The following is a 23,215-nucleotide window of genomic DNA, read 5'->3' as shown; positions in this document are numbered from 1 at the left end:
GCAGGGAGGCAGCCGGACTTCGTCTAGCCAGTAGTTTTTCTTTCGTCAGCCTGAGCCTTGAGCCACGCCCTGACGATTTGCAGAGTCGCTGGCGGCTGCCCCTTGCGCGGCCATACCAGGTAGAACGCCTTGTCCAGCCGCAGTTGCTGGGGGAACACCTGCACCAGCCGGCCGGCGGCGATATCGTCGCTGACGAAGGCATGGCTGGCCAATGTAATGCCCTGCCCGCCTATGGCAGCTTCGATGGCCAGCGAAGTCTGGTTGAAGCGCACGGTCTTCGCCGTGGGCGTCGGGTGACCAGGGAACACCGCAGCGCAGAACTGCGGCCAGAAGTTGTGCGCATCGTGCAATGCCACATAGCGCTGCAAGGCGGCAAAACCCTCAGGCCAGCCCACGTCTGCCAACAACGCCGGGCTCGCCACCGCGACCACCGGTGGCTCCATCAGCAACTCGGCGTTCAGCCCGGCACCGAACGGCGGCTGGCCATAACGCACGGCCAGGTCCACACCATCGGTATGAAAATGCGAAAGCCGGTCGGTGGCCAGCACCCGCAAGTCAATCTCGGGGTTGTGCTCGGCAAAGTGCCCCAGCTTGGGGATCAGCCATTTCGAAGCAAAGGTTGGCGTTACGCTGACCGTGAGATGGGAGGGCGCCGGACGCAACAGCCGCGTGGCTTCGTCGATCATCGCCAAGGCACTGCGCACGCTGGTGCTGTAGGCATGCCCGGCATCGGTCAGGCCTAGGCCGCGCGGCAAACGCTCGAACAGGCGAACCTCCAGACCGGCCTCCAGCCCACGAATCTGCTGGGCAACAGCGGCTTGGGTGACGCCGAGCTCCTCGGCGGCCAGGCGGAAGTTCAAGTGACGCGCCACCACTTCGAACACCCGTAACGCATTGAGTGAGGGCAACCCGGGAAAACCTGCAGGCATGGCGATGATTTTTCTATTGGCTGCTCGGCAGCATTGCGCCGAGGCTATCCTCATCGGCCGAGGAAGTCGATGCTTTGTCGGCGGACAGAGCCCAAAGGAGTTGGCATGCCCGCCATCAATGCATTCCGCCACTACGGCCTGCTCGACCTGTCTTGGACACAACGGCCGTTGCGGCTGACCGCGCTTGCCGAGCAGGTGCTCGCTGGGCAGGCGCACTGGCTTGACCACAACCCTGCGCAGCGCTGGGTGAAGTGCTTATCGATGCCGCGGACAGGCCCTGGGTGGTCAGCGAACAAGGCTAGGTGTGGCAGCGCAAATAGCCCGCTCAAGCCTGATCAGGTAACGCGGTGGATGGCACCGGCGTTGCCGGTGTTCGCGGGCATGCCCGCTCCCACAGGAACCGAGGGTACCCGAAACCTGCACCATACCTGTGGGAGCGGGTTCACCCGCGAAGCAGGCGACACGATCTATGGCACCGCGTTGGATTCTTCGCGGCTAAAGCCGCTCCCACAGGGTACGCGGACTGCTTGCGATTTCAGTTATCTACGCGACAGCGCAGCCCAAAGGGCTGGGCCAGTTCCCACAGGGACTGCGCTAGCTTTTAGAGCTTGAGCAAGACCGTTGCGCCTACAGGGCCGATGTTGCAATCGCCTTCGCCGCTTGCGCCAAACGTTGCGTAGCCAGCCGGATTTCATCCATGTCCAGCGAGGCAAACCCCAGGCGCAAGGCATTTTCCGCATGACCAAACGGCGAAAACTGCCGGCCACTGCGTACCACCAGGTCCAACGCCAGCGCTTTGCCAACCAGTTGGTCCACATCGATCGAGTCGGCAAACCTCACCCACAGCGCCAGCCCGCCTTCCGGTGCCTTTACAGCTACCTGCTCGCCAAAGGCATCGCGCAAGCAAGCCAACAGGGTCTCCCGACGCTGACGATACTCCCGCGCAACCCGACGCAAGTGCTTCTTCAGCTCGCCATCATTGATCAGGTCCGCCAGCATCTGCTGCATCACCGCATCGCCCTGCCCCAGGGTCAGCGTCGCCCTGCGCTCGAGCACCACGGCCACCTCCGCCGGCGCCACGATGAAACTGCAACGGAAGGTACTGCCCAAGGACTTGGACAATGAACCAATGTAGATCACATGCCGCTGCTGACGGTCGCTGGCCAGCGGCAGGTAAGGCCGCCCGGCAAAGTGGTACTCATGGTCGTAGTCTTCCTCGACCACGCAAAAGTCGTGCTGCCGCGCCAGCTCCAGCAACTGCTGCCGGCGCCCGGCAGGCAGGCTGACCGTGGTCGGGAACTGGTGATGGGGTGTGATGTACAGCATGCGCACCTTGTGCAGCCGGCACAGTGCATCGATCTGGTCGACCCGGCAGCCCTCGTCATCTAGCTCCACGGTGACCAGCCGGGCACCCAGCTGGCGGAAGATCTCCCACGCGGGCGGATAGCTCAAGCGCTCGACCAGCACAACGTCACCGGGCTTGAGCAGCACGCTGGCCACCAGGTACAGCGACATCTGCACGCCCTGGGTCAGGCAGATATGCTCGGCGCCAACGTTCAGGCTGCGATTGTGCCGCAGCATGTCGGCCAAGGCGCTGCGCAGGTAATGGCTGCTGCACGCGCTGCCATGGCGCACGGTGTTGGCGGTGAAGCTGTTGCGCAAGGCATTACGGTAATAGCGGTGCAGAACGGTCTGCGGCAGCAGGCGGTGGTCACAGGCGCCGTTGTCGAAAAACAGCGCACCCGGCCGATCCTGCTGCGCGGCAGCCTGTTCGTTGGCCGTGAAGTAGGCAACGGCAGGCTCCTCTGGCAGCACCAGGGCAAAGGGCCGCGCTGCATCGGGCTCGGGCAGGGTGCCAACTGCCAGTTGCCGACTGACGAAGGTGCCGCGGCGTTGCACGCTTTCCAGCCAGCCTTTGGTCTCTGCTTCCTCGTAGGCGAGGATCACCGTCTTGCGATTGACGTTCAGCAGTTGCGCCATTTCCCGCGTGCCGGGTAACGGCGTGCCGGGGCGCAGGCGGCCCTCGGTGATCGCGGCGACCAGGCCCTCGACAATCTGCCTGTACGAAGCCTGCGGCTGCGCCCCGTCGAGCTTGAGCAGCGGCTGCCATTTGCGAAGCTGGACCATGTGAATTAACCAAAACTGGAGGTTCTACTGGTCCTGGACTATAGCAACAATCGAACCTCCATTTGCCCCGAGGTGCTCATGCAAAACCGCCATGTCATTGAATTGTCGCCCTCGGGCAAAACCTTCGACGCCAGCCAGGAGTTGCTGCTCGATGCCATGCTCGCCAGCGGCCTGCCGGTACCCTTCTCCTGCCGCCGCGGCGCCTGTGGATCGTGCAAGGTCAAGGTGGTGTCGGGGCAGTATCGGGACAAGCAGCGGGCAGCAGACACGCCCGCGCCCTGCTACCCCCTGGCAGCCGACGAAATGTTGCTGTGCCAGAGCCACGCCTGCAGTGATATGTGTCTGGAAATTCCCGGCTGGTCCCTGGAAACCCCGGCACTGGAACTCCAGGCACAGGTCCGCGGCAAACGCGAACTGAGCGCCGATATCGTCGAACTGGTGCTGCAGCCTGCACAGCCATTGGTGGTACGGGCTGGCCAGTACGTACGCTTTCGGCTCGACAACGGCGACAGCCGCTGTTTTTCCATCGCCAACCTGCCCGCCCAGGACCAGGGGCAACTGGTGTTTCACATCCGCAAGGTCAGTGGCGGCCTGTTTACCGAACACCTGCTGCCAACCCTGCAAGCAGGTGACACCTTGAAGCTTGAAGGGCCGGTGGGTGCCTGCACCTGGCAGCATGAGGACCAACGCCCCCTGGTGCTGTTCGCCACCGGTACAGGTTACGCCGGCATCAAGCCATTGCTGCTGACCGCCCTGGCAGGTGATGCCGAGGTCACGTTGTACTGGGGCGGCAGATCGAACGCAGACTTCTATGACCGTGAATTTCTCGACCAGGCCTGCCGTGCACACGCTCACTTTCACTGGCACCCGGTGCTGTCGGACCAGGCGCGGGTGCAGCAGGTGGCGCTGGCCCAGGCCCATCGCTGGGCCGACACCCAGGTCTATGCCTGCGGCAATGCCGCGATGATCAGCCAGGCTCGCGAGCAGTGCCTCGCGGCAGGCCTGCAGCCCCATCGCTTTGTCGCCGAGGCTTTCGTTGCCAGCGGCGCACTGGTGCCCGAGGCTTCAACGACCAACCCATTGCACCCGGTGCTGGAAAAAGTCGGCCCGCGCTACTCGCTGGACGGCATGCTCGCGGCCCGCGAGCAGTCGGTACGGGCCGTGGCGGCGATCGCCAGCCAGCTACAAGTCGGGATGACCACTGCCCAGGCGCTGGAGATGGCCGCGCAGACCTTGCAGGCGATGGGCGCATCGCACACCTGGCACCCGACCTACATCCGTTTTGGCGACGACACCGTGCGCACGCCGCGCCAAGGTATTGATCCTCAACGCGTATTACGTACCACGGATATCGTCGTGGTCGATGTCGGCCCGGTATGGGATGGCTATGAAGGCGACTATGGCGACACCTTCGTGTTTGGCCAGCACGACCTGCACCACGCCTGCGTCAAGGCACTGCATGAAGTGTTCGACGAAACCCGCCAGGCCTGGGGGCGTGGCCTGACCGGGCGCGAGCTGTATGACTTCGCCGAGCGCAGTGCCCAGGCGAAAGGCTGGCAGCTGGAACGCAACCTGGCTGGGCATCGCATCGCCGACTTCCCGCATGTGCTGTATGGGCAGGACAAACTGGCCGAGGTGGAAATCGTCCCGAGCGAGGTGGTGTGGGTGCTGGAGATTCAGTTGTGCCACCCTACCGAGCCGGTCGGAGCGTTTTTCGAGGATATCCTGATCGGCGAGGCCAGGCCGGTCGTGGCTACGGCAGCTTGAAACAACCGTCAGGAAGCAAGGTGCGCGTCAATCAGGCGCGCGACCGCTTCGGCATGGCTATGGCCAAGGTCATGGCCGGCATCGGCAAACACCTGCAGGCTGGCGTTTGGTATCAACTGCATCAAGCACTCGCCAACAGCGACAGGGCTGATCGGGTCTGAACCTCCCCATAACAGCAGTACAGGCATGCGCAGCTCGCAGAGGCGCGCCGTCAGATCAGTGCGGTCATCGAGAAACCAGCGCGGCAGCTTGGGGTTCTCCGCTTCGAATTCTGCACGCCAGTCAGCAGCACCAAAGGCAGAAAGGTCCATGCCGCCTGAAGTCACGCTCAGGACCAGGTGCGTAATCAACGCTGGGCGCTCCAGCGCAAGGAGCACCGCAACCACCCCACCCATGGACTGCGCCACCAAGGCCGTGGGCCTGTCGACTTCGCCAAGGGCAAGGGCTGCGAGGTGCTGCAGGCAGGAAACATTCGGGTTGGCTGGCACGTTGCCGAAACCGGGCCAGCCCAGGTGCCGGACGATTGCTGGCGTACTCATCGCCGCGGCGGCCGGGTGCCAGAAGGCAACGTTGCCAGAGGCGCCGGGCAGGAAAAGGATCTTTTCCGGTGAAGTCGTCATGGCTCTCTCCTTGATCCAGTAACAGGCTAAAGTTGGCAACAGGACAATACCAGACACGGACGACTGCCATGCACATACGCAAACTCACCCCTGACGACCTCACCCATGCCAGCGCCGTGTGCCTGGATGCCTTCATGCAGGCGGTCGCGCCCTCGCTGTCGGCACAAGGCATCGAAACCTTCACCAGGGTGGCCGCGCCCCTGGCGTTTGCCGAGCGCATGCAGGGCGACAACCTGATACTGGTGTGCATCGTGGACGGTGTCATCACGGGGTTGATCGAACTCAAGGAAGGCCGCCACGTGGCGATGCTGTTCATTGCACCAAGGTGCCAACGTCAAGGCATCGGCGCGCGCCTCATGAGCGCCGCGCTTGAGCATGCCAGGGCTGAAATCGTCACCGTCAGGGCATCGTTGTCTTCGGTGCCGGCCTACCAGCGCTACGGTTTCAACCTGGCAGGTGAAGTGGGCGAGTTCGCCGGACTGACCTACCAGCCGATGGAAATGCCCTTGCGGCCACGTGCTGCAGCCGCCTCAGGCGCCGAGTGAGTCCAGCACGCCTTGCAGCTTGCCCCGGGTGGTTTCCGTGCAGGCCTGCATGGGCTCGCGCAGCTCGTCAGCAATCAGGTCTTGCATCTGCAATGCTGCCTTGATCACGGCCGGGTTAGGCTCGGCAAAGGCCATTTTCATCCACGGCAGCAACTGGTAGAACGTCCCTCGCGCGGCTAGCCAGTCGCCATGGTCGACCTGCTGCAACATGCGCACGTACAGGTCAGCCCGCACATGCGCCGAAGCCGAAATGGCCCCCGCACCGCCCAGGCACAGGTTGTTGAAGATCTGAACGTCCTCACCGGCCAGCACCTGGGCGTGGCCGTCCTGGATCAGGGCCATGGTGGTCTCGCTATCACCGCTGCAGTCCTTCACCGCTGCAATGCGCGGGTGGCGCACGATGCGGCGCAGGGTTTCACGCTCGATGCGTACCCCGGTACGGTAGGGAATGTCGTAGACGATCACCGGCACGCTGGCGGCATCCGCCACGGTGCTGAAGAACGCCTCGATGCCGGCCTGCGAAGGCCGGATGTAGCACGGTGCAGGGACCAGAAGCCCGCCAATGTCACGCTGCTGGATTTCAGCCTGGAAGGCCAACAGTTCGCGCAGGTTGTAACCCGACAGGCCCATCACCACCCTGCCCGGTTCCACCCAGGCCAGCACAGCGTCCAGCACGGCCAGTTGCTCGGCCTTGGACAGCGCCGCCGCTTCGCCCGTGGTGCCACATACCACAAAACCGGTGACACCCTCTTCGAGCAGCTTCTTCACCAGTTTTTCCAGGCCAGTAAAGTCGATTTCATTGGCGCGCAATGGCGTGACGAGGGCGACCCAGATACCACGGAAATTCGACATGCAAAAACTCCTGATGTTGACCGAAAGTCAGCGTCAGCAGGGCGAAGAGTGGAAGTGGTCTGGCAGGGATACCTGGCGCCTTCTGTCTCGTCAGCCCACCTGACGAGACAGCGCGCCTCGGTCAGATGAGCGGCTGTTTCTTGGATTTCTTGGCAACGGCAACGCACGCGCCTGCCTGGGCGATGAAGCCCGAAGCGGAAATGGCGTGGTTGGAGATGGACATGCAGGGAAGCCCGTTGCGTGGATATGGCTGGATAATGGGGCGGCGGCGTACCCGGTGTCAACACCGGGATAGCAAACCCGTTGGGGCTGCGCTGTCGCGTAGAGAACTGAATTCGCAAGCGATACGCGTACCCTGCGGGAGCGGCTTTAACCGCTCCCACAGGGCCCCCGCTCCTACAGGTGACACATCTTCGTCAACGCCACTCGCTGTAGGGTTCCAGCGGTGTCACCGGCAGCGCCAGGTTGCCCCGCCACGGCTCGAACAGGTAGCGCAGGTAGAGCATGCCATGGCTAGGCGCATAGTCATCACTGTGCTGCCAGTCGAAGCCGGCGCCCAACACCCAATGGTCACTCAGGCGCCGCTCGAACAGCCCACGCAGGCGGTAGCCCAGCCCGCTGCTGTCGCTGGCGTCGTTCATGGCGTCGAGGTTGGAGTCAACGTCATACTGCGCCAGTACCTTGCGGTTGACGTGCGCGTCCGGGTACAGGCGGCTGCGGCCGCTGTGGGCCTGGGACCAGCTGACGGAGCCTTCCAGCAGCACCGACCAGTCGTAGTTGCGCCAGGCATAACTGACCGGCACGCCAATCGATGTGTAGCGCTCCGGGCTGTAGTAGCCGCCCTGCCCCAGGCTGTAGCCACCCAGGTCCTTGTCGTGACGCCAGTGCATCAGCGTCAGGCCCACGCGCACACGCTCGTCGGCTTTTTCCACCACGCGGTGGTAATAGCCGGCCATGGCCCGGGTGCGCTGGTTGTCGGCGACGTTCTCGCCATACAGCCAGTGGTGCCCCAGGCTGGCCCAGACCCCGTTATCACCGCCCTGGTCCCAGCTCAGGCCGAGCGTGGCGCCATTGGCCGTGACCCCACCCCAGCGCACGCCCGTCGGGCGGTCACGTGCTCCCGCAAAGGATAACAGCGAGTTGCTCATCGGCCGTCGCGAAGCGGTCAGCGACCAGCCGACCTGGCCAAGGTCACCGTTGACCGTGGCGCCCCCCAACCAGTTGTTGATCGCGTAGCCCTGGGTGGTCCCCAGGTCGAAGGCCCAGCGCTTGCCCTGCCAACCCAGCGCCAGCACGCTACCGTCCGCCGTTTGCGAACCACCCTCGCACGCAGGGAGCGACTTCCCGTCAGCGGTGCGGCCCACAAACTGGCAGCTACCGAAGTCCGGGGTATAGCGCCTTTGGTCGTTCTGCTCGAATGAGCCCGCATCCATGCCGATGCGCTCCACCCGCGCAAAGGCAGTGCCGTCCTGCCAAGGGGTATCGACATGCAGCAAGGTCGACTGGGTACTCAGTTCAGATGTGCCCGGCGTACCATCGTCCTCGCGCCAACCGTAGTCGTGCATCAACGTCACATGGGTATTGCGCTGGCGATACAGTGCATCGACGTCGCTGCGCAGGCTGCGTGCCAGCCAGTCGTCGTCATCCTGCTCACGGCTGGCCAGCGTCAGTGCACGGTCATCCCGTGGCGACACGGCGGCACGCTCGAGCAACTGCGCATCTGCCATTGCTGCGGCGTAAAGGTCCAGCGCCCGTTGCGGGTCATCCTGCGCCACCAGGCGGGCAGCGTCACGCCGCAACAAGGGGTCGGGGCGAGGCTGCTGCGCTGCGATCTGGTCGAGCATTCTGGCCGCCTGGTCGTGTTCGCCCAAGGCGACCCAGACAGCTGCCAGGCGCCGCTGGGCGTTGCTGTCATCAGCAGCCAGTTGTGGCACCTGCACAGCCAGCATGTGCCGGGCCTGTGCCAGATTGCCTTCGGCCACCGCGCTTTCGATCAGGCCAAGGCGCGCTTGCGGTTGCCCAGGCTGCGCAGCAAGCACGCGCTGGTAATAGCCGCGCGCTTTACCAGGCTCACCGTTCGCCGCCGCCCAGTCAGCCAACAGCATCAGGTCGTCGGTGCTGCCTTCACCACGCGCCAGGCTGGCCTCGAGCAGGCTGGTCGCTTCAGCCGTGCGGCCTTGCGCTTGCAGTTGCTGCGCCGAGGCCAGGGTCATGCGACGGCGTATACGCTGCTCCAGTGCATGCATGTCAGCACTCCAGGCCGTCTGCGGTACGGCGCCCAGGCTGTCCAGGGCCAGCGCATCGCGGTCGCTGGACTCCAGGAACAGGCCGTGGGCATAGCGGGTAGAGGCATCGCCCGGCTGGCGCTGCACGATCCTGGCGAATGCCGCGTCGGCCTCGGCGGTACGCCCCAGATGGCGCAGGCTGTTGGCCAACTGGTAGACCAGCCATGGCTCGTCGGGCGCCAAGGCCGTGGCCTGGCCCAGCGCCTGGCTGGCCGCCGCCCAGTCTTGGCGCTGCAAAGCTTGGTCACCTTGCTGGCGCAGGCGGGCGAGTTCCAGGCTGCGGCGCAGGCTGGCGAACTGCGCTTGCTGCCGAGGCGGCAGGCTCTCCAGGTACGCCCGCGCCTTGTCGGGCGATTGCGCCTGATACACGCGCACCAGGCCGCGCACGGCACTTTCGTTATCCGGTGCCATGCGCCGAACCTGCAGGAATTGCCGCTCGGCGGCCGCTGTATCGCCCTCGGCCAGCGAGACATCCGCCAGGCCCAGCAAGGCATACTCCTCTTTCGGGCGCTGCTGTCGTGCCTGCTGGTAGAAGGCGCGCGCACCGCGCATGTCTTTCGCCTGCAGGGCCCGCTCACCTTTGTTGAGCAGGGCCCAATACTGGCTGGACGACTCCAGGTCCTTCCACTGGCTGATCCAGTAGGTGTCCTGCTCCTTGGCACTTGCCGCCCGGAACGCCGCATTGGCCTCCTCATAGCGGCTTTGCCGCATCAGCGCATACCCCAGGGAGCCGTGCAAGCGGGCATCGTCCGGGTACTGGCGCAGCGCCCGGCGCAACTGCGCCTCGGCTTCAGCGTTACGGCCCTTGTCGAGCAATGCCATGCCCCGCTGGCCAGCCTGCCAGGATGGGTCGGCCAGCAGCTTGCGTTGCTGCTGCAGGGTCTCGCTGGCTTGCGCCTGCAACGGTGAGGCCGGGTAGCGCTGGAGAAACGCTTGCCAGGCCGCCGCGCTGGCGGCACTCACCGCTTGCCCGGACAGGTAGTCGAACTCACGCTGGGCTGCGGCATCCCGTGCGCCAGGGTCGCGTGCCAGCTGATCGAGCAAGGCCAAGGCTTCGCGGTCGCGATTTTCGGCGAACAGCCAACCCGCCAGGGTCTGGCGCAACCCGGCACTGCCCGGGTACTGCCGGTCCAGTTGCTGCAACTGGCTGATCGCTTCAGGGCGCTGGCCTGGCAGGTTGCCGCGCACGCGCCAGTAGTCCAGGGCCAGTTCAAGGCTTGGTGGCTCGCCAGCGAACAGCTGTTCATAGGCCGCCAGCGCCTCTTCATTGCGCCCGGTGACAGCCAGCAGGTGGGCCTGCTGCAATTGCCGCGCGCGCTCCGGTTGCTGCAGCTCAAGCAGACGCCTGGCCTGGCGTGCCTGCAAGCTGCCGGGCGCAATGGCACTGATCCGGGCACTCAACTGCTCGGCCTCGATGCTGTTCTTTTCGCGCAATGCCAGGCTCAAGGCTGCCAGCAACACGTCCGGGTTGCGCGGCTCGAGCAATTGCAGCCGCCCCAGTGCGTCGCGCACCAGGTCGTCACGATGCAGCGCCTCGCCGCGACGCACCTGGTCCAACAGCCATTGGCGCTGTTCGCCGGCATCTTTGGGTTGCGCGGTGGCCTGGCAGGTCACCGCTGCTAGCATCAGCACACCAATCATTCGCTGCATGGCGTGCTCCAGGCAGGCAACAGGCGGCCGTGCGGGTCAAAACGGTAACGGCCTTGGTCCCAACCCTGGCCAAACAGCGCCAGCACCTGGCTGTAATAGGCCTTGGCTTCGACTGGCTGCTCGCGCAAGCGCTGACGCTGGGCCGCCAGGCCTGCGACGTGCTCCGGCGATGCCGCCAGCAACGGCAGCAACGCCGCAGAGAAACCTGTCGGGCCATGGCCACTGGCAACACCGCTGTGCGCATCCACATGCTCTGGCGGCAGACCCTGGCGCGCGGTCAATGCCGCCATCGGGGCATAGTGGGCCACCAGCTCGGCACGCTGTGCCGCGTCCTTGGCCAGCATGCCCACCCACAGGTAGACGCGAATGGCGTCGTAGTCACCTTCACTGCCATGTTGCGGGTCCGCTGCCAATTCACCGGCTGGCGTCCACAGCAGCCAGTCCGGGGCAAAGCCCTTTGGTGACGAAGCCAGCCACAAACGCCGTGTGTTGGCCGCCAGTTCGCCCCACAACGGGTCAACCAGGTTGAAGCGATCGAACAACTGCAGCGGCAAATAGCTGGGGTTCAGGCGGGCGCCGCGGGCGTCCTCGAAACCGTAGTCCCCCGGCAGCAGCATCAGCCCGAGGCCCGGCAGCTTGCGCACGGTCTGCGCGGCGATACGCCACAGCAAACGCTGGCCCAGCTGCGTGTAGGCCGGCTCGTCCCACAGCCGCCCGGCTTCCAGCAGGCTGTAGGCAATCCACAGGTCGGCATCGCTGGCGTTGTTGGCATCCAGTACCTGCCACTGCTGCTGGCCATTACGGCCCCACAGCCAGGCGGGCAGATGCCGGGCCAGGTCGCCCTCTGCCAGGTTGTTGCTGGTCCAGCGCAACACCTGCGCGAAGGTTTGCCGGTCATTGCCCACCAAGGCGAAGAACAGCGCATAGCTCTGCCCTTCCGAGGTGGTGATCAGGCGCTCATCGCTCGGGTCGATGACCCGACCGTCGACGCTCACCAGCTCAGCTTTGAAGCGGTCCCAGGCGGGCCAAGGACAGGCCGGCGCGGCGTTGACGAAAACGGGCAGGCCCAAGGTGACCAGCCCTACCAGCAACCGACGCATCATCACCCCGCCTCACCCAGGCGACGCTTGCCTGCCCAGCGCAGTGCCCGCCACAACAGGAAGGCGAACAACACCACGCAAATGGCCGCGATCGCCGCCAGCAGCACCGGGTGTTCGGACAGGTGGAACCACAGCAGCAGCCACCACGGCAGCGCGCCAACAAAGTAGTGCTCGCCTACGAACTGGCTGGTGACGCCGCTGCTGCGCACCAGCGTCACCGAACCGGCCACTGCATCAAGCTTGCCCACATCGCCGAGCACATCGCGCAGCAACGCATAGTCGCTATCGCTGTTGGCCAACAGGGCGACAACGCTGCGCTGCTCGTGGAACGGCGACTTCAGCCCGGTAATGGCCGCAATCGGCGCCTGCGCGCTGACGGCCACACGGCTGCTCGCGGCCACCGGCGCAGTATCGAAGCGCTGGCTGCCCGGCAGCCCCGCGCTACGGCCTTGCAGCAGCCAGTCCCGCTGGGCGCTGAGCAGCAGGCCAAGGTTGGGCGCATCGCCCAGCGCCTCGGGCAGGCTGCCAAGCAGCAGCAAGTCGGCGTCGGCCGCTGCAGCCTGCTTCCAGTCATCGACCAGCTGCAGGCCAAGCGACGGGTAGCCGATCTGCCCGGCCAGCCCACCGACCGCATCGAGCAAGGTACCCACCTGCATCGTCGTGGGCTTGGCCGGCATGATGACCAGCGTTTCGGAAAGGTCGGCCATGCGGCTGAACGGGAAGCCGCTGCGGGCGAATGCGCGCAGGTCGGGCATGGCGATGTAGTGGTGGTAACCGGAAAGGTCGATCGTCGAGTTGTCGTCGATCGCCGCACGCACATCCACCGGCAACGAGGTCTGGCAGCGGTCGCGCTGGGCGCTGCCCAGGGTGCTGGCAAAGCTGAAATCGAAACGCAGGCGGTTGCGGTCGCCGATCTTCAACGCCGGTACCAGCGACTTCTCGGTCAATGCGGTGTTGTCACCGGACAGTACCGCCAGGCGCATTTCCTCCAGTGTGCCGCCGCGCCGGTCATTGCCCACCAGCGGCATGCTGGTGATGTACTGGTCGTTGACGCTGATGCTCAGCCGCGATTCGTCGGTCACTGCCGGGGCCGTGTAGCGGTACAGCGTACGCAGCGGAATGCCCTGGTTGCGCCAGACGAACAGGTCGGGCGGCAGGTTCAATTCCAGCGTCACCGGCCGCGGTTGCAGGCCGCTGACCTGCAGCTGCTCGGGGTAATCGAGCAGCTCGGCGAAGCGTACCGGGCGATCGGTGCGTGTCCAGTTCGGCGCATCGTAGGGCTGGCGCGGTTGCAGTGCCGTCATCTGCTCGACTTTCACCCGGGCACCGCGGAACAGGTTGTTGCCAACCGCCAGCGCCGAGGCGGCCTTGACCAGGTCATCGTCGTTGCGGCCCAGCACCAGCAGCACTTTGCTGAAGCGGTCGTCCGGGTGGTCGATCATTTGCAGTACCGGGCCGTCGACCGGCGGGAACTGCTGCAGGTCGGCGAGGAAGGCCGGGCGACGGTCGTTGCTGGCAAACACGATGCTCGGCGTGGGTTTATCGCCACGGGCCGGCAGGCTGTTGTACAGCACCGGGAAACTGGCCTTGCGCCAGCCGGCCTGGCTGCCGAAGTAGGACGCCAGGATCGCCGCCGCACGCTGCTCACCCAGGCTCGGCACACCGCTGAACACCACCGGCAGCGTTACCTTGCCGGTGTCGCGCACGTCAAAGAACGGCAGCGGGAAGTACGCCAGGTCGTTGTCCAGGGCCAGGGCCTGTTCGTGCAGCTGCACCTGGCTCTTGCGGTTCAGGTTTAGCCACAGGCCGCTGTGCGCCGGGTCTTCGCAGATGTCGGTGTAATGCCCGACGAACTCCAGGCGAACCCGGTTGAAGTCGCTGAGCAGCTTAGGGTCCAGTGGCAGCTGGCGGCGCACACGCTGGCCAAGCTGGTCTTTCTCCACTGGCACCACACCCATCAACTCGTCATTGAGATACACGCGCAGGTGCGACAGGTTCGGCAACAGTGCGGGCGAAGGTGTGTAGTCCAGCTGCAGGCTGGCGTCGGTGGCCAGGCGATCGCGCCGCAGGCCGAATTCGATATGCTCGCTGTTGCGTACCCCCAGCAGCAGGCTGTCGGACGCATGCCCGAGCTGCTCGAAGGTTTTCGCAACCGGCCAGTTCGGTACCGTGGGTACGGCCGGCTCGGCAAGCGGGGCTACGGAGGCGGCAGCGGCGCTCTGCGACAAGGCAGCAAGCAGCGCCATCGCCAGGCCCCAGGTACGCGCGGGATAACCAGTCATCATGCGTCTCGATCAACAGGGTTCATGGAAAGGACAGGCCGTGGTGTGCGGGGCCTGTAGCTGGCCAGCCAGTGCGCCAGCGTGCGCAGTGGGCGCAGCCACGCCCGCAGCCATGGCGGCAGGTGCTCGACCAGGCGCAGGTAACCGACACCGCCCAGCTTCAGCACGTCGACCAGGCTGCGCAGCGGGCGATCGACCTCGTGCTGCTCGTTCCAGCCAAGCCAGGCATCGGCGCGGGCAAAGGTGCAATGGACCAGGTCGATACGCTGTTGCTGGCTGAGGTCTTGGAACACCAGGCCCACGTGTTGCCCGACAGTACGGGTGACACAGGCCTGGAAGGCGAACTCGCGCTGGCCACGGTTGAGCAGCAGGCGCACCTGCTCCCCCGCTTTCAACTCAAGGCCCTGGTGCAAATGCAGGCCGACACCGCCGTCGGAGTAGTCGACCAGGGTGCAGGGGTAGGCGTGACCGCTGGCCAGCACCAGCCCCGCCGGCAAGCGCATCTGCACCCGGTGGGCACGGCGCACCTGGCGCACTTCGGCGGCAACGGCAACGGCGGCGCCGATGATCAGCAGGTTGTAGATCACCCACAGCGAGCTGACGATCACCGTGCCGATTTCCGCCGCCGGGCCGGTGAACAGGCGCCACACGGCAAAGCCCAGGCCGGCGACGTTGAGCGCCGCCAGCCACAGGTAGGGTTGGGCGATACGCCAGTCGAACTGTTCCTGCTCCATCAGGCCGCCCTTGGCGGTGACGTTGAACTTGCCCTTCTTCGGCGCGAACAGCGCGACCGTGGTCGGGCGGGCGATATACCAGGCCAGCACGGTCTCGTACACCTCCCCCCAGAAGGTCTGCCGGTACTTGCCCTGCATGCGCGAGTTGGTCAGGCTGGCGTGGATCATGTGCGGTAGCACGTACAGCAGGATCATCAACGCCGGTGCATAGATGATGTAGGCATGCAGCAACAGGAACGCCAGGGGCGCGGTCAGGAACACCAGCCTTGGCAGGCCGGCCAGGAAGTGCAGCATCGCGTTGGCATAGCACACCCGCTGGAACAGGCTCAGCCCACGGCCGAGCAGCGGGTTGTCGGTGCGGAAGATCTGCACCATGCCACGGGCCCAGCGAATGCGTTGGCCGATGTGCGCCGACAGGCTCTCGGTGGCCAGGCCGGCCGCCTGCGGAATGCTCAGATAGGCCGATGACCAACCCTGGCGGTGCATGCGCAAGGCAGTATGGGCATCTTCGGTCACGGTTTCGACGGCAAAGCCGCCGATGCTCTCCAGCGCGGTACGTCGCAGCACGGCACACGAGCCGCAGAAGAACGCCGCGTTCCACATGTCGTTGCCGTCCTGGATCAGGCCGTAGAACAGCTCGCCTTCATTGGGGCGACGGCGGAACGAGCCCAGGTTGCGCTCGAACGGGTCGGGCGAGAAAAAATGGTGCGGCGTCTGCACCAGCGCCAGCTTCGGGTCCTTGAGGAACCAGCCCACGGTCATTTGCAGGAAGGAACGCACCGGCACGTGGTCGCAGTCGAAAATGGCGATCAGCTCGCTGTCAGTCACGCCCAGCGCATGGTTGAGGTTGCCGGCCTTGGCGTGCTTGCTGTCCGGCCGCACGATGTAGCCCACCCCCACTTCGTCGGCGAACGCACGGAACGCGTCGCGCCGGCCGTCGTCGAGGATATAGATGCGCAGGCACTCGCGCGGCCAGTCCAGGCCAAGGGCCGCCAGCACCGTGGTGCGCACCACCGACAAGTCTTCGTTGTAGGTGGGGATCATCAGGTCGACGGTCGGCCAGTGCGCCGGATTTGCCGGCAGGTTCGCCGGCTTGCGCTGCAACGGCCAGCTGGTCTGGATGTAGCCCAGGATCAGCACGAACCATGAATAGGTTTCTGCCGCCAGCAGGATCACCCCGCACACCAGGCCGGTGGTGTCGTTCCAGTTCAGGGTCGAGGTGTAGCGCCACCACAGGTAGCGGCAGGAGATGAGGGTCGATAGCACGATCAACATCAGAGTCGGGAAGCGGCCCGGAATGTGCCGCACCAGCATGGCGATGCCCAGTAGCAGGAAGATGAACACCAGCTGCGCCAGGTAGCCGAACGGTTCGGTCACGCACAGCACGGCCAGGCCGATGGCGCCCAGGGTCAGTACGCTGTAGAACGCCCACCGGGCGAACACGCTCAAGCCGCGCAAGCGTGCCGAAGCCTCCTGCTTGAAAGCACTGGCGTTGTAGCGCGCAGGCAGCTGCTGCAGGCGGGCGATCAGCAGGCCACGGTAGTGGCGCAGCACCTGCAGCACGCCGCGCAGCTGCGTACGCACCGCGCCCCAGGCTCGGCGGGCAACCCCCGGTTCGCGTGGCAGCGGTTGGCGCCGGACCAGCAGCCACAGGCTCTGGATCAGCAGGCGTAGCGGGTCGCCCAGGCTTGGGCGCTTGCCCGCCAGTTGCGGGTACAGGCGCTGCCGCTCGGCCAACAGAGCCTGCCAGGCGGGCGACTCCAGACGCAGGAACAGGAAGGCCAGCCACACGCCAAGGGTAAACAGCCAGGCGACCGGCTGCCGCGCGCCACGCGTGCTGAACCAGCTATAGGCAGACAAGGGGTTCAGGGTCACGACCGGCGCCTCGTCAGGCAACGCACCGCCAGGCTCTGCACGTCCCGGCAAGCCAGGCTCTGCGGCGCGTAGTGGCCAAGCGGTGCCTTGCACGCCAGGGCCTCGAGAAAGGCCTCGTCACGGTGCACCACCTGGATTGGCAAACGATCACGGAACAGGTCGCGCCACACCATCAGCAGGTCGCTCTGCAAGCGGCTGGCCGGGTCGTAGCGGTTGACGAGCAGCAGGTCGTACTGCTCGACCGGCCGGCGCCCGAGCAGCAGATGGCTGGCCATCTCGGCCTCAGCCACCAATACCCGCACGTCGGTCTCGATGCTTTGGCCAGCAACATCAGCCGGCAGTTGCGGCAGGTCGAACAGCAACCAGTCGAAGTGTTCGGCCAACTCGGCCTGGCGAGCGCGCCAGGCTTCAGCGTCGGGCAACGGCTGCCGCGTGCCGGCAGGCAGATTGCCGAACGGCATCAGGCTCAGGCCATCGAGCACCTCGTACAGGGCATCGCTGAACGGCCGCCCTTCCCACTCGGCAAGCGCCCATCCCTCGCGCATGTCGAGGGGCAGGTTGAAGTGCAGCCCGAGCAGATTGCTTGGGCACAGGTCGACCAGCAGGACCCGCTCCCCTGCCCCCTGCAACGCATAGCCCAGCGCGGCCAGCAAGGCACTGCGCCCCAGGCCACCGCGCACCCCGTGCAACGCCAGGCTGGTCATGGCGACAGCACCTCACGCCGCGGCGCCGTCGTGTACAACGTGCCCTGGGCGCTGGCCCGGCAGCTTTCGCCCAGCAGCGGCCAGCGCTGCAGGGCCTGCTGGACACCCACCAGCAAAGAGATGTCCTGATAGTTCAGGTCCGGCATGTCCAGGTGCTGGCGCAACTGGGCGATATCGTCGCTGCGGTCGGCAGGATCTGCCTTGCCAGTGATCATGGGCGCTCCTTCGGGATAGGCTGCCAGTCGGGCTGGCCTTGCAGGCGCATGTAGGCGCGCCCCTGGTAGTTCAGTACCTGCGCACCTGCGGTTTCCGCGACCGGTTCGGTGGTCGGCAGGTCGCTCAACAGGCTGGGCACATCCAGCACCTGCTGCTCGCCCAGGCCCGCATACACGCGCGAGATCAGCTCGGACAGCGCCAGGTAGCTGGTGGGTGCCGAAACATGCAGCGGCTCGCTGCGGGCAGGCTGGCCCATGCCGATGAACTTCAGGCCCACCGGCACATGGGTAATCGACGGTGTGGGGATTTCACGCATGCCCGACAGCTGCATGCGGTCGCCATGCAGCGCGGCGCCATGTTCCGGGACAAAGGCCACGACCACGCGACGGCCGCTGCGCTCCAGTTCATCGAGGAAGCTGCCCAGCTCGCCGAACAGGCGGGTGGCGCGGGTGGTGTAATCGGCCACACGGGTACCGCCGTCGGCGGTGACGATACGGTTGCCGTCATGCAGGCTGATGCTGTTGTAGAACAGCGACACATGCTCGGCCGACGCGCCTTGGCGCTGCCCCCACCAGCGGCGCAACACCTCGAGGTCGCTGGCGATCGGCGAGCCGTCGAAGCCGACCAGTGCCCGCGGGAAGTCGGTGTTGCGCAGGCCAGGTTGTGGCATGTGCTGCTGGGTGATGTCGCCGATGAAGTTGTCGAAGCGGCCGCTGTGGTTGAGCAAGGTGTTGCTCTGGAAGCCGAGCCTGGCCAGGTTCTGGAACAACAGGCATTGCTCCGGGGCGGCCTGGTAAAGGCTGGCGTGGGACGACTGCCCGCAGCTGGCACGCAGCACGCGGATGGCAGCCGGCCCGCTGTAGGACGTGGCCGAGTTGAACTGGTCAAAGATCACGTCCAGGCGCGAGAACAGCGGGTTGTCTCGCAGCCCGACGGCGGACAGGTCATCCCAGGCCAGCGAACAGATGTTGATTACCAGCAGGTCAAACGGCTGCTCATCGGCCTTCATGGCCGGGAATGCTGTCACACGTTCACGCTCGCTGGCGAAGAACCGCTCGAGCCAGCTGTCGAGCGTGGCGTTGTCGGCAACCGCGGTGGCCTGCGCCTGCTCGGCGGGGCTGGCAGCCGCGGCGCCAGGTGCCTGGCCCGCGTTGAACCCCAGCGATGGCAGGCCGCCAACGGCCAACCACGCCAGACCCAGCAGGCTCAGGGTACTCAGCCGCAGCCAATGGCGCAGGTACAGGTAGCCCACCAGCAACAACGCCAGCGCACCCAGCAGGTTCCAGTTGATGAACCGGCCGAGCAGTTCGAGCAGGTAGTCCCACGAAAAATCGAACACCCCCGGCTGCGCCAGCAGGCGGCTGAAGGGCGGCAGCCAGGTGTCCTGGTAGAACAACGCGATGCCAATCGGTACTGCGGCCAGCTGCCGCGCAATACGCAGCCACTTGCCCGGCAACGGCACCAGTAGAAACGCGGCGAACAGCAGGTTCGGCAGCGCCTGGAAGTCGAGCATGCCAAGGGCGACCAGCAGGAACTTGGCCAGGAAATAGAGGTTCCACCCTCCCAGCCCAGGCCAGCGGGCCAGTACCGGGAACGTGGCGGATGTATTAGTCATTACGGGGTTCCTGGCGTGCAGCGCGGTGGCGTACACCCCGCGGTTTCAGGTAACGGGGTGGAAGGCGGCGGCGCAGCCAGTCGCGCAGCGTGGCACGCAGGCGCAACAGCAGCAGGGCCAGCGCCAAGGTGACCAGCGCCGTAATGCCGATCACTTGCAGCAGTTGCACGAAGTTCATGCGGTACCCCGCTTGCCCAAGGCAACCCGGCGCGGCGCCAGGGCCGGCCGTGCCTGGGCAGACAGGTGCGCTGCCGCGTCGAGCCGGGGTGGCCGTGGCACACTGTCGTCGAGGAAGGCAGGGCTGGCCAGGCTATCGACACCGGCAAGCATCTCCTGGCTGATGAACAGCTCTTTCCACGACAACTGGAAGATGTGGTCAAGCGCTTGTTCGACGCCTTCGGAGCGGCAGGCGAACAGGAACAGGAACAGCACTTCGCCCACCACGCAGGCGATGTCACCGTCGCGGCGAAACACCGTACGCGAGCAAGCTTGCAGCGGGGTCAGGCCAGGGGCCGGGCGCAACACCAGCAACTGGTGGACGATTTCGCCGTTGCGCACCCCGTGCCACATGGTCTGCACGGCTTCGGCGAACGCGCTCGGCGCCACCAGCCCGCAAATGGCCAGCGGCCGCAGGCGTGCGAGCAAGGCATCGAAATCGCTTGGCAGGTGCCGGCGCCAGAGGTATCCCTGGATGCTCTCGACCATGGTCAGGAAGCGAGACAGGCTGGCACCGAACGACACGATCTGGCTGGCCCCGCAGGCCAGCAACAGCTGTTCGTCCTGGTAGCGCAGGGTCGGCGCCATCTCGCGCACCACCAGCTTCAGAGCACTGCCACGCAACTGGCGCAAGCGGTGCAGCTGGCGCGCCAGGCTATCCAGCCGCTGCCCGCCATCCATGGCAAAGATGACCGTGGCGGAAACCGCCCGGCTGGCTTTGGCGCCCAGTTCCTCAAGGCTCTCGCAGACCTGCCAGTGCTCGGAGAAGGCTGGCGCACCTTCCAGCACCGGGCGCTGGGCCAGGCACAACAGCTCGTCGCCACCGGTGTCGCTGGGTGCCTGCGGCGCCCCGGCAGCGGCAAAGCCCGCGTCAAGCCGCGTAAGTTCCACATCACGCGTACCGGTTTTGCCGAGCGGGTTGCTCCAGAAATGCTGCAGGTAGCGTACCCCGCCTTTGCCGCGGTACACCTGGGCCAGCCCATCGACACTCTGGTTGAACACGCGCAGGCGCTCTACCAACCCGGCGCTCTGGTCGCTACTGATGACCAGCAATAGCGCGGCCTCGGCCAACAACACCGGGCGCAGCGTATTGCACCAGCGTTCAACGTTGCCGGTACCCCAGGCGTCGGCGGACGCCAGCAGCACCAGCACACGCCCGGCAGCGTCGATACGCGGCAGGTCATCGACCAGGTGCTGGACGGCTTGCGGGTCGGCTTCGTACAGCGCCAGTTCGGCAGGGCCCTGCGCGGCATCGAGCGCACCCAGCACGTCACCCATGGCTTGCGCATCGGCGACCAAGGCTGCCCGAACGGGCTTGAGCAGCCCCCCGAGCACCTGGCGGCATAGCAAGGTGGCGTCTTCTGTGCTGTCACAGGCCAACCAATACAGTCCTTGTACATGAAGCTGACTGCTTTCGGCGCCTAAGCCGGAAACAGCCAACAACGGCATTCCATTCGTCAAAACACTGGCTCTGCAAAATTAGATTGAACGGTTTGGAAGGCAACGGTAGCTCATCTGCAACTGGGGCATCATGACATACGTCAAAAAAACGACAAATAGATGAGAGACAGCCTAAAACGTCAATTCTACAGCACATAGGAAAAACGAGATAAAGCAGAAATGTAATAAATTGCAAAGTTTTGTTAACAACCGCCGTAGGGCCAGTGTCAGTCAGTTAAGGTTTGCCGGTTTGACCAGGGCTGCTTTGCAGCCCACGCCCGGCTTGTCGACAGGCGAATGCCTCGCTGTGCGTTATGGTTACCGGCTAAGCGAAAACGGATTTTCCGGAGACAAGCATGCTTCGTATCTTTGAGCGCTGGCTCGACCCCTTCCCACCCGACGAGGTGCCACCGCCGCCGATGGGCCTGTTGCGCTTCATGTGGGCCTGTACCCGCGGCGCCCGTGGCTACATCCTGGCACTGGCATTGCTCAGTGCCGGGGTCTCGATCTACGAAGCCTGGCTGTTTGCCTTCCTCGGCCAGGTGGTCGACCTGCTCGCGGCATGGCAAGCCGGCGGCGCCGTTGGCCCTGAAGAAAAGCGAGTGCTGTGGGGCATCGGCATCGTCCTGCTGGTCAGCATCGGACTGGTGGCGCTGCGTACCATGGTTCAACATCAGGTACTGGCGATCAACTTGCCGCTGCGACTGCGCTGGGACTTTCACCGGCTGATGCTGCGCCAGAGCTTGTCGTTCTTCTCTGACGAGTTTTCCGGCCGGGTCACCACCAAGGTGATGCAGACGGCACTGGCAGTACGCGATGTGTTGTTCACCCTCATCGAAATCCTGCCCGGGATCGGCGTGTACTTCATCGCGATCATTGCCCTGGCCGGTGGCTTTGCCCTGAAGCTGATGCTGCCATTCATTGCCTGGGTCGTGCTGTTCGGCCTGGCCATGCTGTATTTCGTACCACGCCTGGGCAAGGTCGGCCAGGAGCAGGCCAATGCCCGATCGTCGATGACCGGGCGGGTTTCTGACGCCTACACCAATATCACCACGGTGAAATTGTTCTCGCACGCCAATCGCGAAGCGCACTTCGCGCGCGCCGCCATGGAGGACTTCAAGCAGACCGGTTTTCGCCAGATGCGTCTGGTCAGCCAGTTCGAAATCGTCAACCAGGCGCTGGTGGTGGGCTTGATCATTGCGGCTGGCGGCTATGCGTTGTGGTTGTGGCACCAAGGCCAGGTCGGCACCGGGGCGGTGGCGGCGATCACCGCCATGGCCTTGCGTATCAACGGCATGTCGCACTGGATCATGTGGGAGATCACCTCGCTGTTCGAAAACATCGGCACCGTGCAGGACGGCATGGCCACCCTCACCCGCGGCCCCAAGGTAAAGGATGCGCCGGATGCTGTGGAGCTGGTAACCACGGGGGGCGCGGTGAGTTTTGACAAGGTCAGCTTCAACTACAACGGCGAGCGTCAGGTGCTCAACGACCTGAGCCTGCACATCCGCCCGGGCGAAAAAGTCGGCCTGGTCGGCCGCTCCGGCGCCGGCAAGTCCACCTTGATCAACCTGCTACTGCGCTTCTACGACGTGGACCGTGGTGAAATCCGCATCGACGGGCAGAACGTGGCCAAGGTCACTCAGGACAGTCTGCGCGGCGCCATCGGCATGGTCACCCAGGACACCTCGCTGCTGCACCGTTCGATTCGCGACAACATCGCCTATGGCCGCCCCGATGCGACCGAGGCGCAGATCCGCGCCGCTGCGGCCAACGCCCAGGCCGATGGCTTCATCAGCCAGCTCAGCGACCGCCAGGGCAACATCGGTTACGACACCCTGGTGGGTGAGCGCGGCATCAAGTTGTCTGGTGGTCAGCGCCAGCGCATCGCGATTGCCCGGGTGATGCTGAAGAACGCGCCGATCCTGCTGCTGGACGAAGCCACCAGTGCGCTGGACTCGGAAGTGGAAGTGGCCATCCAGGAGAGCCTGGATGAAATGATGCAAGGCAAGACCGTCATCGCCATCGCCCACCGGTTGTCGACGATTGCTGCCATGGACCGGCTGATCGTGATGGATGAAGGGCGCATCATCGAGCAAGGCACCCATGCGCAACTGCTGGCGAAGAATGGCACTTATGCGCGGTTGTGGCAGCACCAGAGCGGCGGGTTCCTGGGTGAAGACCAGGGCGTGGCCGAGGCGACGGAGTAGGCAGGTATGCGAAGCCGGTGCCAGGCACCGCGTTGCCTGCTTCGCGGG

The 23,215-nt window shown here is 65.1% G+C and carries 16 protein-coding genes; 3 read left to right on the top strand and 13 right to left on the bottom strand.

What is annotated here, in order from left to right; all coding sequences use genetic code 11:
* Positions 1-23 precede the first annotated feature (23 nt).
* Together M2S36_RS19520 and pdxR are read right to left on the bottom strand one after the other, a co-directional pair.
* The gene (locus tag M2S36_RS19520; protein ID WP_333957679.1) at positions 24-929 is read right to left on the bottom strand and encodes a LysR substrate-binding domain-containing protein; all 906 of its coding nucleotides are present in this window, start codon (positions 927-929) and stop codon (positions 24-26) included.
* A 627-nt stretch (positions 930-1,556) separates the two neighbouring features.
* Entirely contained in the window at positions 1,557-3,056 is a 1,500-nt protein-coding gene (pdxR, locus tag M2S36_RS19515; RefSeq protein ID WP_333957678.1) for a MocR-like pyridoxine biosynthesis transcription factor PdxR, read from the bottom strand.
* Positions 3,057-3,134: 78 nt separating this feature from the next.
* Between pdxR and M2S36_RS19510 the strand changes: the two genes are divergently transcribed.
* Positions 3,135-4,823 (top strand): NAD(P)H dependent flavin oxidoreductase family protein, encoded by a 1,689-nt coding sequence (locus M2S36_RS19510; protein ID WP_233688247.1) that lies wholly within the window; start codon positions 3,135-3,137, stop codon positions 4,821-4,823.
* Between the two features lie 8 nt (positions 4,824-4,831).
* On the opposite strand, the gene M2S36_RS19505 is transcribed toward M2S36_RS19510, so the two are convergent.
* The gene (locus tag M2S36_RS19505; protein WP_233688248.1) at positions 4,832-5,500 is read right to left on the bottom strand and encodes an alpha/beta fold hydrolase; all 669 of its coding nucleotides are present in this window, start codon (positions 5,498-5,500) and stop codon (positions 4,832-4,834) included.
* A gap of 11 nt (positions 5,501-5,511) precedes the next feature.
* Between M2S36_RS19505 and M2S36_RS19500 the strand changes: the two genes are divergently transcribed.
* Positions 5,512-5,988 carry a GNAT family N-acetyltransferase gene (locus tag M2S36_RS19500; protein WP_207830422.1) on the top strand — a complete coding sequence of 159 codons (477 nt, stop codon included), beginning with the start codon at positions 5,512-5,514 and terminating at the stop codon, positions 5,986-5,988.
* On the opposite strand, the gene dapA is transcribed toward M2S36_RS19500, so the two are convergent.
* The 10 genes from dapA to M2S36_RS19450 form a co-directional block, all read right to left on the bottom strand.
* Positions 5,974-6,840 carry a 4-hydroxy-tetrahydrodipicolinate synthase gene (gene dapA, locus M2S36_RS19495; RefSeq protein WP_333957676.1) on the bottom strand — a complete coding sequence of 289 codons (867 nt, stop codon included), beginning with the start codon at positions 6,838-6,840 and terminating at the stop codon, positions 5,974-5,976. The two genes, M2S36_RS19500 and dapA, sit on opposite strands and share 15 nt — an antisense overlap.
* A 416-nt stretch (positions 6,841-7,256) precedes the next feature.
* Positions 7,257-10,775, bottom strand: a complete 3,519-nt coding sequence (gene bcsC, locus M2S36_RS19490; protein ID WP_333957675.1) for a cellulose synthase complex outer membrane protein BcsC — start codon at positions 10,773-10,775, stop codon at positions 7,257-7,259.
* Entirely contained in the window at positions 10,763-11,878 is a 1,116-nt protein-coding gene (gene bcsZ, locus M2S36_RS19485; protein ID WP_333957674.1) for a cellulose synthase complex periplasmic endoglucanase BcsZ, read from the bottom strand. Before bcsZ ends, bcsC begins: the two co-directional genes overlap by 13 nt.
* A complete protein-coding gene (gene bcsB / locus M2S36_RS19480; RefSeq protein WP_402801018.1) occupies positions 11,878-14,157 on the bottom strand; it encodes a cellulose biosynthesis cyclic di-GMP-binding regulatory protein BcsB in 2,280 nt (759 codons plus the stop codon). Before bcsB ends, bcsZ begins: the two co-directional genes overlap by 1 nt.
* Positions 14,157-16,766: a UDP-forming cellulose synthase catalytic subunit gene (bcsA, locus tag M2S36_RS19475; protein WP_233688251.1), complete on the bottom strand. Its 2,610-nt coding sequence runs from the start codon at positions 16,764-16,766 to the stop codon at positions 14,157-14,159. The genes bcsB and bcsA overlap by 1 nt, the downstream gene beginning before the upstream one ends.
* Positions 16,763-17,470 (bottom strand): cellulose biosynthesis protein BcsQ, encoded by a 708-nt coding sequence (gene bcsQ, locus M2S36_RS19470; protein ID WP_233688252.1) that lies wholly within the window; start codon positions 17,468-17,470, stop codon positions 16,763-16,765. The genes bcsA and bcsQ overlap by 4 nt, the downstream gene beginning before the upstream one ends.
* Positions 17,467-17,685: a cellulose biosynthesis protein BcsR gene (gene bcsR, locus M2S36_RS19465; RefSeq protein ID WP_063913611.1), complete on the bottom strand. Its 219-nt coding sequence runs from the start codon at positions 17,683-17,685 to the stop codon at positions 17,467-17,469. The genes bcsQ and bcsR overlap by 4 nt, the downstream gene beginning before the upstream one ends.
* Positions 17,682-19,301 carry a cellulose biosynthesis protein BcsG gene (gene bcsG, locus M2S36_RS19460; protein WP_333957673.1) on the bottom strand — a complete coding sequence of 540 codons (1,620 nt, stop codon included), beginning with the start codon at positions 19,299-19,301 and terminating at the stop codon, positions 17,682-17,684. Before bcsG ends, bcsR begins: the two co-directional genes overlap by 4 nt.
* Positions 19,294-19,479 (bottom strand): cellulose biosynthesis protein BcsF, encoded by a 186-nt coding sequence (bcsF, locus tag M2S36_RS19455; RefSeq protein ID WP_207830441.1) that lies wholly within the window; start codon positions 19,477-19,479, stop codon positions 19,294-19,296. The genes bcsG and bcsF overlap by 8 nt, the downstream gene beginning before the upstream one ends.
* Positions 19,476-20,966: a BcsE family c-di-GMP-binding protein gene (locus tag M2S36_RS19450; RefSeq protein ID WP_333957672.1), complete on the bottom strand. Its 1,491-nt coding sequence runs from the start codon at positions 20,964-20,966 to the stop codon at positions 19,476-19,478. Before M2S36_RS19450 ends, bcsF begins: the two co-directional genes overlap by 4 nt.
* 347 nt (positions 20,967-21,313) lie before the next feature.
* Between M2S36_RS19450 and M2S36_RS19445 the strand changes: the two genes are divergently transcribed.
* On the top strand, positions 21,314-23,167 hold the full coding sequence (locus tag M2S36_RS19445) for an ABC transporter ATP-binding protein (protein ID WP_207830444.1): 1,854 nt from the start codon (positions 21,314-21,316) through the stop codon (positions 23,165-23,167).
* Positions 23,168-23,215 lie beyond the last annotated feature (48 nt).

The organism is Pseudomonas sp. SF2 (genome assembly GCF_036858055.1).
In the GTDB taxonomy this organism is placed as follows: Bacteria; Pseudomonadota; Gammaproteobacteria; order Pseudomonadales; family Pseudomonadaceae; genus Aquipseudomonas.
This window is presented reverse-complemented; position numbering and strand designations above follow the sequence as displayed.